The 10,954-nt window shown below is 74.7% G+C and carries 13 protein-coding genes and 1 tRNA gene; 9 read left to right on the forward strand and 5 right to left on the reverse strand.

All coding sequences use genetic code 11. From position 1 onward, the window contains the following. Window positions 1–118: 118 nt before the first annotated feature. Complete coding sequence (locus F9B16_RS45310) at window positions 119–418, reverse strand: DUF3618 domain-containing protein (RefSeq protein WP_151546462.1); 300 nt, start codon at window positions 416–418, stop codon at window positions 119–121. 124 nt (window positions 419–542) lie between these two features. Between F9B16_RS45310 and bcp the strand changes: the two genes are divergently transcribed. Beyond that, the gene (bcp, locus tag F9B16_RS45315) at window positions 543–1,010 is read left to right on the forward strand and encodes a thioredoxin-dependent thiol peroxidase (protein WP_225992516.1); all 468 of its coding nucleotides are present in this window, start codon (window positions 543–545) and stop codon (window positions 1,008–1,010) included. A gap of 70 nt (window positions 1,011–1,080) precedes the next feature. Here bcp and F9B16_RS45320 read toward each other — a convergent pair. Continuing rightward, window positions 1,081–1,164: transfer RNA gene (locus F9B16_RS45320), tRNA-Leu, on the reverse strand. 337 nt (window positions 1,165–1,501) lie between these two features. Here F9B16_RS45320 and F9B16_RS45325 point away from each other — a divergent pair. The 3 genes from F9B16_RS45325 (at window position 1,502) to F9B16_RS45335 (ending at window position 4,098) form a co-directional block, all read left to right on the forward strand. Beyond that, the gene (locus tag F9B16_RS45325; protein WP_225992517.1) at window positions 1,502–2,287 is read left to right on the forward strand and encodes a GntR family transcriptional regulator; all 786 of its coding nucleotides are present in this window, start codon (window positions 1,502–1,504) and stop codon (window positions 2,285–2,287) included. Window positions 2,288–2,377: 90 nt separating this feature from the next. After that, a complete protein-coding gene (locus F9B16_RS45330; RefSeq protein ID WP_151546464.1) occupies window positions 2,378–3,784 on the forward strand; it encodes an amidase in 1,407 nt (468 codons plus the stop codon). A gap of 71 nt (window positions 3,785–3,855) precedes the next feature. After that, entirely contained in the window at window positions 3,856–4,098 is a 243-nt protein-coding gene (locus F9B16_RS45335) for a hypothetical protein (protein ID WP_151546465.1), read from the forward strand. Window positions 4,099–4,173: 75 nt separating this feature from the next. On the opposite strand, the gene F9B16_RS45340 is transcribed toward F9B16_RS45335, so the two are convergent. Next, entirely contained in the window at window positions 4,174–5,712 is a 1,539-nt protein-coding gene (locus tag F9B16_RS45340) for an MFS transporter (RefSeq protein WP_151546466.1), read from the reverse strand. 73 nt (window positions 5,713–5,785) lie between these two features. Here F9B16_RS45340 and F9B16_RS45345 point away from each other — a divergent pair, with 73 nt between their 5' ends. From F9B16_RS45345 to F9B16_RS45365, 5 genes are all read left to right on the forward strand, one after another. Next, entirely contained in the window at window positions 5,786–6,439 is a 654-nt protein-coding gene (locus F9B16_RS45345; RefSeq protein ID WP_225992518.1) for a TetR/AcrR family transcriptional regulator, read from the forward strand. 130 nt (window positions 6,440–6,569) lie between these two features. Next, a complete protein-coding gene (locus tag F9B16_RS45350) occupies window positions 6,570–7,550 on the forward strand; it encodes a sensor histidine kinase (protein WP_151546467.1) in 981 nt (326 codons plus the stop codon). An 80-nt stretch (window positions 7,551–7,630) separates the two neighbouring features. Continuing rightward, on the forward strand, window positions 7,631–8,545 hold the full coding sequence (locus F9B16_RS45355) for an MEDS domain-containing protein (RefSeq protein ID WP_151546468.1): 915 nt from the start codon (window positions 7,631–7,633) through the stop codon (window positions 8,543–8,545). Then, window positions 8,545–9,462: an anti-sigma factor RsbA family regulatory protein gene (locus tag F9B16_RS45360; protein WP_151546469.1), complete on the forward strand. Its 918-nt coding sequence runs from the start codon at window positions 8,545–8,547 to the stop codon at window positions 9,460–9,462. The genes F9B16_RS45355 and F9B16_RS45360 overlap by 1 nt, the downstream gene beginning before the upstream one ends. Before the next feature lie 5 nt (window positions 9,463–9,467). Further along, on the forward strand, window positions 9,468–9,791 hold the full coding sequence (locus F9B16_RS45365; RefSeq protein ID WP_151546470.1) for an STAS domain-containing protein: 324 nt from the start codon (window positions 9,468–9,470) through the stop codon (window positions 9,789–9,791). A 25-nt stretch (window positions 9,792–9,816) separates the two neighbouring features. On the opposite strand, the gene F9B16_RS45370 is transcribed toward F9B16_RS45365, so the two are convergent. Together F9B16_RS45370 and F9B16_RS45375 are read right to left on the reverse strand one after the other, a co-directional pair. After that, window positions 9,817–10,332: a hypothetical protein gene (locus F9B16_RS45370; protein WP_151546471.1), complete on the reverse strand. Its 516-nt coding sequence runs from the start codon at window positions 10,330–10,332 to the stop codon at window positions 9,817–9,819. Beyond that, window positions 10,329–10,841: a SigE family RNA polymerase sigma factor gene (locus F9B16_RS45375; RefSeq protein WP_151546472.1), complete on the reverse strand. Its 513-nt coding sequence runs from the start codon at window positions 10,839–10,841 to the stop codon at window positions 10,329–10,331. The genes F9B16_RS45370 and F9B16_RS45375 overlap by 4 nt, the downstream gene beginning before the upstream one ends. Window positions 10,842–10,954 lie beyond the last annotated feature (113 nt).

Raw genomic sequence — 10,954 nt, forward strand, 5'->3', positions numbered from 1 at the left:
CTCGCCCGGACGGCCCGCGCCGCCGGCCGCCACCGGGGCGCGGGCCGGGCCGTCCGGGCGCGGCAAAGCGAAGGCGCCGGCCGCGGGTCGCGGTCCGGCGCCTCCGTCATCGGCGGTTTCAGCGGCGCCTGCGCTTACGGCGCCACAGGACGAGGGCGGTCAGGGTGACCGCGGCGGCGGCGCCCGCGTAGACGACGCGCTTGTCGAGCCGACCGGGCTCACCGTCCTCGCCCTCGGGCCGCACCATCGCGTTCACGGCCTGGACGAGCTGCCCGGCCTCCTCCTTGATCCGCTCGGTGCCCTTGTGCGCGAGGTTCTTCGGGTTGACCCGCTCGGCCAGCTCGTCGATCGTGCGCGCGAGTTCCAGGCGGGTGCGCTCGATCTCCCGCTCCAGCGCCTCCGGGTCGCGGTCAGCCATGCCGTTGTCCTTGTCGTGTCGAGCGAAGCATGATCCGAACAGTGTTGCAGGTCTTCCCGCCGGACGCCCGCCGGACCCCGGGCGGTACCGTTGGATCCACCATCCGAGCGAAAGGCGGCACAGGGTGTCAGAGCGGCTAGAGCCGGGCGACGTCGCCCCCGATTTCGAGCTTCCGGACGCCGACGCGTCCCCGGTCTCGCTGGCCTCGTTCCGCGGCAGGCGGGTGATCCTGTACTTCTACCCGGCGGCCATGACCCCCGGCTGCACCAAGGAGTCGGTCGACTTCCAGGGCAGCCTGGCCGAGCTGGAGGCGGCGGGCGTCGCCGTCGTCGGCGTCTCCCCCGACAAGCCCGCCAAGCTCGCGAAGTTCCGCGAGAAGGAGGGCCTGACCTTCCCGCTGCTGTCCGACCCGGACGCCGAGGTCCTGCAGGCGTACGGCGCCTACGGGGAGAAGAAGCTGTACGGCAAGGTCGTGGTCGGCGTGATCCGCTCGACGTTCATCATCGACGCCGACGGCAGGATCGAGAAGGCGTACTACAACGTGAAGGCCACCGGCCACGTGGAGCGCCTCCGCCGCGACCTGGCGGTCTGACCCTCCGTCGAGTGTCGCCCTTAGGGAAGCCGTCCTAGGGGCGACACGCCGCGATCCGGCGCCGGACGGGTGCGGGCGGGGGGACTCGAACCCCCACGGTGTCTCCACCAACAGGACCTAAACCTGCCGCGTATGCCTACTTCGCCACGCCCGCGGATGCTCCGTGCAGGAGCGTGCTCAGCTTAGCGTCCTGGCCGGTCGGCATGTCGGCGGATTACCGGCGGCCCGCCCCATCGACGGCGTTGCCGGGCGCAACTCGGCGAATCGCCGCACCGTCCGCGCGTTTCCGCAGACGGGCGCGCAGATCCGGCGGCGGGACGCGGCGTAACCTGGCGCAATCGCGGCGACACGCTCCCGCAACGGCTCCTGCCTAGCGTCCTTGCACGTCGGCAAGGCCGGACGCGGGAGGTGCGATGGCGGTCGTGGAACGTAACACACCGGCAACTGCCGGAACATGCGGGGGCAACGGCGTCCGCCTAACGTCCCGGCACATGACTGCGACCAGGCCGTGGAAGGCAGCGGCGGCGGGAGCGCGGGCCAGAGCGGCAGGGGCGCAGGCCGGGGCGGACGTGCGGCGGGTCCGGGACCTGCTGCGGTCGGCGGTCCTGCGCGGCGCCTACCCCGGCGGCCAACTGCCCGGCGAGCCCGAGCTGATGGCCGCGCACGGCGTGACGCGAGCGACGGTTCGCGAGGCGCTCGCGCTGCTGCGGACCGAAGGGCTCGTCGAGCGGCGGCAGGGCGTCGGCACCCACGCGGTCGCGGAGGCGGTGCTCGCCCCGCTCGCGGAGGCGCACGGCGCCGCCGACCCCGGCGCGGGCAGCGTGTTCGACCGGCGGATGCGGCCGCGCGTGCTGGACCGTTCCGTGATCCCGCTGCCGGCGGTCGCCGCCGACCGGCTCGGCGCCCGGTCCGGAGAACCGTGCCTGCGCCTGGAGTACGTCGCGCTGCTCGGCGACGAACCGGTGGCCATGGCGACCAACTACGTGCTGTTCCCCGAGGCGGAGCGCCTCCGCGACGTCCCGTTCGTCTCGGACTGGTACGCGCTGCTCGCCGAGGCGGGACTGCCCTTGGGCGAGTCGGAGTTCGTCCTCGGCTGCCTGCCCGCCGACGCCGCCACGGCGGGCCTGCTCGGCCTCGCCGAGGGGGCGCCGGTCGTGACCATGGAGCAGGTCATCCGCGCGCCCGGCGGCCGCCCCTTCGACCTCGCGCACATCCACCACCGGGGCGACCGGTTCCTGCTGGTCTCCCGCCTTCCGCGCGCGTCCGCGCCCCGCTGACCCGTCCCCCGTCGCGAAGATCCCCGGCGACCGGCCACGCCCTCGCGGCGCGGACGGCCGGTCGGCCGCGGCATGCCCTCAAGGAGAACCATGGAGACACCCCTCACCCTGACCGAGGCCGCCGAGGCGCTGCGCGCCGGCGCGGTGACGAGCGTCCGGCTGACCGAGGAGGCCCTCGCCGCCGCCGACCGGCACGACGGCGAGATCGGCACCTACCTGGCCCGCTTCGACGACTACGCCCTGGAGCAGGCCGAACGCGCCGACCGGGAACTGGCCGAAGGGATCGACCGGGGCCCGCTGCAGGGCGTCCCGTTCGGCGTCAAGGACATCATCGCGATGGCCGAAGGGCCGACGACGGCGCAGAGCCTCGTCCTCGACCGGGCCTGGGCGCAGGGGCGGGACGCGCCGGTGGTGTCCCGGCTGAAGGAGGCGGGCGCGGTGATCACCGGCAAGGTCACCACGATGGAGTTCGCGTGCGGGATGCCCGACCCGTCCAAGCCGTTCCCGATGCCGCGCAACCCGTGGGACACCGCGACGTGGCCGGGCGGCTCCAGCTCCGGGACGGGCAACGGCGTCGCCGCCGGGCTGTTCTTCGCCGGGCTCGGCACGGACACGGCGGGCAGCATCCGCATCCCGTCGGCGTTCTGCGGGGTCACCGGGCTGATGCCGACGTTCGGCCGGGTGCCGAAGTCGGGCGTGGCGCCGCTCGGCTACAGCCTCGACCACGTCGGCCCGCTGGCCCGCAGCGCCCGCGACTGCGCCGCCGTCCTGGACGTCATCGCGGGGCCGCACGCGAGCGACCCCGACAGCGCGGACGTGCCGTACGGCGGGCCGGCGTTCGACGGGTCGCTGGAGGGCCTGCGGGTCGGGGTCGTGCGGGCCGGGCACTTCCCCGACGAGGCCGATCCCGCGCTCGCCCCCGCCTTCGACGCGGCGCTCGGCGTCCTCGCCGGGCTCGGCGCGACGCTCGTGGACGCCGAGCTGCCGTTCTGGACGGAGATGCACACCGCCAACCTCGTCACGATGTGCGCGGAGGCGTTCGCCTACCACCGCAACGACCTGGTGGAACGGTGGGGCGACTACTTCGCGGCGACCCGTCTCATGCTGGCGCGGGGCGCGCTCGTCACCGGCGCCGACTACGTGCAGGCGCAGCGGGTGCGGCGGGTCGCGCAGGACGCGGTGGCGCGGATGTTCGACGACGTCGACGTGATCGTCTGCCCGACCGCGGCGGTCGGCGCGCCGCGCTTCGACGAGCTGACCGATGGGGCGGGCCGGATCGACATCGAGGGCCTGTTCCGCACGATCTTCACCCAGTACTGGGACTGCGTCGGCAACCCGGTGCTGGCCGCCCCGATGGGCGCGACGGCCGCCGGGCTGCCGCTGTCGATCCAGTTCGCCGGCCCGGCGTTCGGGGAGGCGGGCGTGCTGCGCGCGGCGGACGCGTTCCAGCAGGTCACCGACTGGCACCGGCGCGTCCCCGCCCTCGTCGCCGCCTGACCGCCCCGGCGACCCACCGCACAGCCGCCGTCCGCCCGGAGCGACCGGGCGTCGCGAACCCTGGAGGAACCTTGACCGAGAACGTCCTGAGCGCCGCGCCGCCCGCCGACGACCCGCGCGTCATCGCGGAGGTGGGCCTGATGATGTCCCGTGCCGCGCTGCCGCTGTCGGCGTCCGAACTGGCGGAGCTCGCCGCCTCCTACCCGCTCCAGCAGGCGGGGGTGGAGGCCCTCTACGCGGTCCCTGAAGCCCGGTACGCCGACCCGGCTTTGCGCTTCCGGGCCGACGCCCGCATGGCCGACTGGGCCGCCTGAGCCGCACAGGGAAAGGGCCCCCGCGTCCTGCGGGGGCCCTTTCGCGTGCCGTCGCGGTCGCCGGGTGGCGGGCGGTCAATTCGCCGGCTCCGCGGCGGCGGTCTCCTGGCCCTCGCGGGCGTCGGCCGGGGCCGGGGCGGGACGGCGGTAGAGGACGCCCACCAGCACGGCGGTGACGGCGAGGACGACCGCGGCGGACAGCAGCGCGGTGTGCAGGCCGTCCACGAACGCGCCCTGCGCCTGCCGCATCACCTGGGGGCCGGCGTGCGCCGCCATCGCCAGCGACGTCCGGGCGTGCTCGGCGACCGGCCCGGGCAGGCCGGTGGTGTCGAGGTTCGAGCGGTAGCCGGACTGCAGGACGCTGCCGAGGACCGCGATGCCGAGGGCGCCGCCGAGCTCGCGGGCCAGGTCGTTCATCGCCGACCCGACGCCCTGCTTCTCGGCCGGGAGCGCGTCGGTGATGGACGCGGTGGCGGGCGTCATGGCGAGGCCCATCCCGGCGCCGAGCGGGATCAGGCCGCCCAGCATGACCCAGTAGCTGGTGCCGGTGTCGAGCAGGGACAGGACCAGCATGCCGACGCTCACCAGGATGAGCCCGGCGACGATGACGCGGCGCGGCCCGACCTTCGCGGCGGCGCGGGGCGCGATGCCGCGGGCGGCCGGCATCATCGCGGCGGCCATCGGCAGCAGGCTGCCGGCGGCGAGCAGCGGGCCGTCGTCCTTCACGAGCTGCAGGTACTGCAGGACGATGAAGACGAAGCCGAAGAAGGCGAAGAACTGCACGGTGATCGACAGGGTGCCGGCGGAGAAGGCGCGGTGCTTGAACAGCCGCGGGTCGAGCAGCGGGTCGCGCCGGGTCAGCTCCCAGCCGACGAACCCGGCGAGGACGACGACGGCGGCGCCGAGCCCGATCAGGGTGCGGGCGCTCGTCCAGCCCTCGGTGGGCGCCTCGATGATCGAGTAGACGCCGGCGCCGAGGCCCACGACGGTGATGAGGGCGCCGGTGACGTCGAGCCGCGGCGCGTCCGGGTCGGCGGACTCGGGGACGACCGCGAGGGTCGCGGCGAGGGCGATCACGGCGAGCACGATGTTCAGCAGGAACACCGACCGCCACGACCACTGCTCCAGCAGGCTGCCGGAGACCAGCAGGCCGAAGATCGCGCTGGCGCCGGCGACGCCGGCCCAGGCGCCGACCGCGCGGGTCCGCTGCCTGGGCGGGAACGTCGAGGTGATCGTGGACAGCGTCGCGGGCATGACCAGCGCGGCGCCGACGCCGAGGACGCCGCGCATCGCGATCAGCCAGCCGGGGTCGCCGGCGAACATCGCGGCGGCGGACCCGGCGCCGAAGATGACGAGCCCGGCGGCGAGCGCGCGGCGCCGGCCGTAGCGGTCGCCGATCGCGCCGCCGAGGAGCAGCAGCGCCGCGAACACCAGCGCGTAGGCGTCGATGATCCAGGACAGCTGGGTCTGGGTGGCGCCGGTGTCGCGGGCGATCGACGGGATGGCGGTGTTGAGGGACGCGACCGCCGACACGACGGTGGCGAGGGCGAGCATGACGGCCGGCAGCACGGCCCGGTGGACCTGCCCTCCGGGCGCCGTTCCGGTGGTGGCCATCGGAGCCTCCTGGTTGCGGGATCTCTTCGCTGTGACACTTCGAATCTGGCGCCCGCCGCACTACATTTCAACCATGATGAATAAATCCGGGAGCGCGCCTCCGGCCGTGGTGTCCGGGCGGGCCTCGCGCGGCCGCCGGCGCGGCAGCCCCGACACCCGCGCGCAGATCCTCGCGGTGGCCCGGAGCCGGTTCCTCGCCGACGGGTACGCCAAGGTCACGCTGCGCTCCATCGCGGCCGAGGCCGACGTCGACGCCGCCCTCATCAGCTACTTCTTCGGCTCCAAGAAGGGCCTGTTCGGCGCGGTGCTCGGGCTGCTGGCCAACCCGCCGGACGTGCTGGCCGCGGCGCTCCCCGGCGACCCCGCCACGCTGCCCGAACGCGTCCTGCGCGCGATGCTCGGCACCTGGGACGACCCCGAGCGCGGCCGGCAGTTGGCCTTCATGGTGCGCGCCGCGACGCAGGACGCCGAGCTGATGGGGCTGCTGCGCGACGTCGTCGGCCGCGAGATGATCGACCGGATCGCCGAGCAGGTCGGCGGCCCCGACGCGCGCCACCGCGCCGCCGCGGCCGGCGCCCAGCTCGCCGGAGTGATCTTCGGCCGCTACATCCTCGCCGTGGAACCGCTCGCCTCGATGACGGCCGATGAATTAATCGCCGCGCTCGCGCCCGGCATGCGCGCCGTCCTGTACCGGCGGCCGCGCCCCGCATCCCGTCGCACTATGTGAAAAACCGGTCGCGGTTTTTGCGGGACGGCCCGGCGCGCGGACGGGCGGTCGGCCTACCCTTGTTGGGTCTGCCGGCGCCGCGGCAGGCACAAGGGGAACGCCGGGACCGAAGACGCGACCTGGGGCCGCCGTGAGCGAATCCTTCACCCATTGCGTCCTGCCGTACGACCGGGTCGACGACCTCCTCGACGGCGCCCTGCCCTTCCTGCGGGACGGCGCCGAGGCGGGCGACCGCGTCCTGGCCGTCTGCGGGATCGCCCGCGAGATGCTGCTGCGCGAGGCGCTCGGCCCCACCGCCGCGTCCGTCGAGTTCGTCGAACCGGGCACCTGGTACTCCCACCCCGCGCGGACCCTCGCCGACTGCCTGAGCGACGCCGACGACATCGCCTGGCACGGCCGCCGGCTCCGCGTTCTCGGCGAACCGGTCGTGTGGGCGTCGCGCCCGCCGCTCGAGGTCCTGGAATGGCAGCGCGTCGAGGCCATGGTGAACATCGCCTTCCGCGGCACCGGCGCCGCCATCATGTGCCCCTACTCCTCGTCGCTGCCCGCCGGCGTGGTCGCGGCCGGGCGCCGCACCCACCCCGAGACGGTGCGCGGCGCCAGGTCCATCGCCAACCCCCTCTACATGGACCCGTGGGCCTACAGCGCGCAATGCGACGGCGAGCCCCTGCCCCCGCCGCCCGGCGACGCCGACGAGCTCGAGATCGACCGGCCCGACCTGTTCTGGCTGCGCGCCTACGTCACCGAGTACGCGCGCCGCACCCCGCTGCCCGACGAGGACCTGCAGCGGCTGCTGGTCGCGGTCACCGAGGTCGTCACCAACGCGCTCCGGCACGGCGCTCCCCCGATCATGCTGCGGATGTGGACCGAGCCGTCCGGCCGCGACCCCGCCCTCGTGTGCGAGGTCACCGACCGGGGCAGCTGGGAGCCCGGCTCCGGCTACGGGCTCGTCCCGCCCCGCCCGTCCGGCACCGCCACCGGCGGCCGGTTCGGGCTGTGGGCGGTGCGGCTGCTCTGCTCGATCGTCCAGATCCGCACCGGACGCGGCGGCAGCACCGTGCGGCTGCGGCTGCGCCTGCCCGCCGTCCCGGCCGCCGTGAACGGAGTGTGAGGAACTCGATGCGTTGGGCTTCCAAATACCCGCCGCGGGCGTACGCTGAACGAATCCGTACCGACCTCGATGGGCAGGCCATGGAGACACCCTGGTTCGCCAAGCGACCCGTCAAAGACATCCGGCCCGGCGACCACAGCTGGCTGGCCTACAGCGGCCTCGAGGAGCGCGACAGGGTCATCGGCCCCTTCGTCCGGGAGGGGCTCGAGACCAACGAGAAGGTCGTCTACGTGACCGACGCCCCGGCCGAGCTGCTGCCCGGCGTCGGCCCCCGGCACGGCGTGGACGTGCACGCCTACAGCAGGACGGGCCAGCTGCGGGTCATCTCCCGCCGGGACGCCTGCCTCGACCGGCGCGGCGCCTTCGAACCCGGCCGGATGCTGGAGACGATCGGCCGGGAGGTGGACGCGGCGTTCGGCCAGGGCTTCCGCGCCGTCCGGCTGACCACCGACTACAGCTGGCTGCTCAGCGAGCCGGGGCGCTCCGACATCGCCGAGATGCTGGGCTGCGAGCACCGGGTCGGCGACGCCGTCTCGCCCAGCACGATGGCGATGGCGATCTGCCAGATCGACCGGCACGCCTGCCCGCCCGACGAGCTCGCCGCCCTGCGCGACACGCACGAGGTGCTCGTGGAGGTCGACCCCGAGTTCGACGACGGGATCCTGAAGACCGTCCGCACCTTCGAGCCGAACGGGCTGCGGGTCGAGGGCGAGCTGGACGCCGCCCGGCACCAGGTGTTCGCCGAGCAGCTCGCGCAGGTGTGCCTGGCCCGGCGGCGCGTCCACCTCGACTTCACCGACCTCGGCTTCATCGACCTCGGCGGGCTGAACCTGCTGGCGCAGCAGGCCACCGTCCTGCCGGCCGACGAGGCGCTGGTGCTCGACCACCTGCCGCCCGACGTGGAGAACGTCATCGAGATGGTCGGCTGGCACCGGCTGCCCGGTCTCGAACGCGGCCGCGAACGCGCGTTCACGGAGACGGAGGGCATGGCCTGATGAGCTTGGAGCACAGGGCGTTCGTGTACGGCGGCACGGACCACTTCCTCGCGGTGACCGAGCCGTTCCTGCGGTCGGGGCTGGAGGCGGGCCAGGCCGTCGTCGCCGTCGCCCAGGAGCCGAACCTGTCGGCGCTGCACGACCTGTTCGGCGACGACGCCGAGATCGAATGGGTGGACGCGGCGACGTTCTACCTGCACCCCGTCCGGACCCTGCGCGACTACCAGGCCCTGGTGAACAAGTTCGCGCCGCGGACCGTGTGCGCGCTGGCCGAGCCGGTGTGGCGGGGCTGGGACGAGCGGCAGACCCTGGAGTGGATCCGCTACGAGTCGCTGATCAACGAGGTGTTCAAGGACTCCGGGGCGCGCGCGCTGTGCCCCTACGACAGCGAGGCGCTGTCGCCCCGGATCCTGGAGGAGGCGCGGCGCACCCACCCGATGATGGTGACCGACGGCCCCGCGCTCGCCAGCGGCGCCTACGTCGACCCGGTGACGTTCGGCGCGAACTGCGACCGGAGCCTGCGCTTCTCCCGTCCCGGCGACGCCGAGTACTTCGCCGTCGAGGACGACGACCTGCACGCGCTGCGCTCGTTCGTCGCCGAGCGGGCGCTGCTGCACGGCCTCGCCAAGCGGCCCGCGCAGAACCTCGTCACCGCGGTGAACGAGGTGGCGGCGAACGCGCTGCAGCACGGCGTCCCCCCGGTCGGGATGTGGATCTGGCAGGACGGCCCCGAACTGCTCTGCGAGGTCGGCGACAACGGGCTGTGGCGGCCCGCGCCGACCCCGCTCACCGGCTTCATCCCGCCCGACTCGGCGCTGCAGCGCGGGTTCGGGCTGTGGACCGTGCGGCTCCTCGTCGACCTGATGGAGCTGCGGGCCGGCTGGGACGGCACCTTCGTCCGGCTGCACATCAGGTAGCCGGCGTGGAGCCGCTGAGGATCGTCCGCACGGACGAGCCCGCCGGTCTCGCGCTGATCGGCGAGCTGGACGCCGCCCGGCACGCGATGCTCGTCCGGGCGCTGGAGTCGGCGCTGGCGGAGCTGCCGCCCGACCGCGAGTTCCACCTGGACCTCGGCGGGCTCGACTTCATCGACCTCGGCGGGATCGCCCTGCTCGGGGACGCCGCGTGGAGCCGCGCGTGCGGCGCGCCCGTGGTGCTCGACCGGACGCCGCCGCAGATGCGCGCCGTCCTGGAGACGGTCGGCTGGGGCACCCTCCCCGGCCTGTGCTTCGGCGACCCCGCCTAGTTCCCGCCCAGTTCGCCCAGTTGGGCTAGTTCCCGCTGGTCGGGGTGGGTGCCGTGCGCGGCTGCTTCGAGCCGGGACCCGTCGGGCTCGACGACGGGTACGGCGTCGTGCCGCCGTGCGCGGGCGGGACCGTCCGGGGGTCGCGGGTGCCGGTCGGCCGGGGTGTCGGGTCGGCGCCGGACCGTCCCCGGGGCGGGACGCCGGGTTCCGGGATCCGCGTCGGCGACACCGACGGCCGTCCCGGAGGCGTCGCGGTGGGCGGCGCCGTCGCCGGGGCGGACGGGGAGGCGGGCGGCGCCATCGGGTGCGGCTTCGCCGGCCGGCCTCCGCCCGGCCACAGGAACAGCGCGATCGTCACCAGGACCGCCGCGGTCACCGCCGCCGCCAGCGCCGGGAACGCCCAGCGCCACCGGGCGCGCTCCGGGAGGCGGGCCGCCCGGCCCGCGTCCTGGAACCTGCGGACCGTGCCGGGGCCCGCGGTGACGTGATCGGCGGCCGCCCGGTAGTGGTCGCGCAGCAGGGCTTCGAGCTCGTCGTTCACGCCCGGCCCTCCTTCATGTGCTCCCGCAGCGCCGCCATGGCCCGCGCGGTGTGGCTCTTCACCGTTCCCCGGGAGATCCCGAGCGTCTCGGCGATCTCCTTCTCCTCCAGGTCGCACCAGTAGCGCAGCACGACCACCGCGCGCTGCTTGGCGGGCAGCGCGCGGAGCAGCTCGTCCAGGTCGCCCCCGGCGGCCCCCGCCGCCGGGGGCGCCCCGGCGAGGCGCTCCACGTCCGCCACCGACCCGACCGGGGTGTCCCGGCGGCGGGCGCGCCGCTTGTTCTCGTCGATGGCGAGGTTCACCAGCACCCGCCGCGCGTACGCCTCCGGGTTGCCGCCCGACACCCGCTTCCACCTGCGGGCGACCCGCTCGTAGGCGGTCTGCAGCAGGTCCTCGGCGAGGTGCCGGTCGTAGACGAGGAACACGGCGGTGCGCAGCAGCCGGCCCGCGGTGGCGGTCACGAACTCGTCGAACGTGATCTCCGCCCCGCGGATCTCCTGGGCGCTCATCGTGGACAGGCGGCTACCTCCGGGACGCCGAGGGGACGGGCGCGGGCTTCGCCGGCCGCTCGGCCGGCGCCGGCGCCGCGGTCGGAGGCGTGGACGGCACCGGCCGCGGCGCC

This window comes from Actinomadura montaniterrae, assembly GCF_008923365.1.
Taxonomy (GTDB): Bacteria; Actinomycetota; Actinomycetes; order Streptosporangiales; family Streptosporangiaceae; genus Spirillospora; species Spirillospora montaniterrae.

Bases quoted from the DNA above. Each gene is read 5' to 3' on its own strand.
- F9B16_RS45310 (WP_151546462.1), bottom strand. From the start codon at position 418: ATGGCTGACCGCGACCCGGAGGCGCTGGAGCGGGAGATCGAGCGCACC.
- F9B16_RS45325 (WP_225992517.1), top strand. From the start codon at position 1,502: ATGACTGCGACCAGGCCGTGGAAGGCAGCGGCGGCGGGAGCGCGGGCC.
- F9B16_RS45330 (WP_151546464.1), top strand. From the start codon at position 2,378: ATGGAGACACCCCTCACCCTGACCGAGGCCGCCGAGGCGCTGCGCGCC.
- F9B16_RS45340 (WP_151546466.1), bottom strand. From the start codon at position 5,712: ATGGCCACCACCGGAACGGCGCCCGGAGGGCAGGTCCACCGGGCCGTG.
- F9B16_RS45345 (WP_225992518.1), top strand. From the start codon at position 5,786: ATGATGAATAAATCCGGGAGCGCGCCTCCGGCCGTGGTGTCCGGGCGG.
- F9B16_RS45355 (WP_151546468.1), top strand. From the start codon at position 7,631: ATGGAGACACCCTGGTTCGCCAAGCGACCCGTCAAAGACATCCGGCCC.
- F9B16_RS45360 (WP_151546469.1), top strand. From the start codon at position 8,545: ATGAGCTTGGAGCACAGGGCGTTCGTGTACGGCGGCACGGACCACTTC.
- F9B16_RS45375 (WP_151546472.1), bottom strand. From the start codon at position 10,841: ATGAGCGCCCAGGAGATCCGCGGGGCGGAGATCACGTTCGACGAGTTC.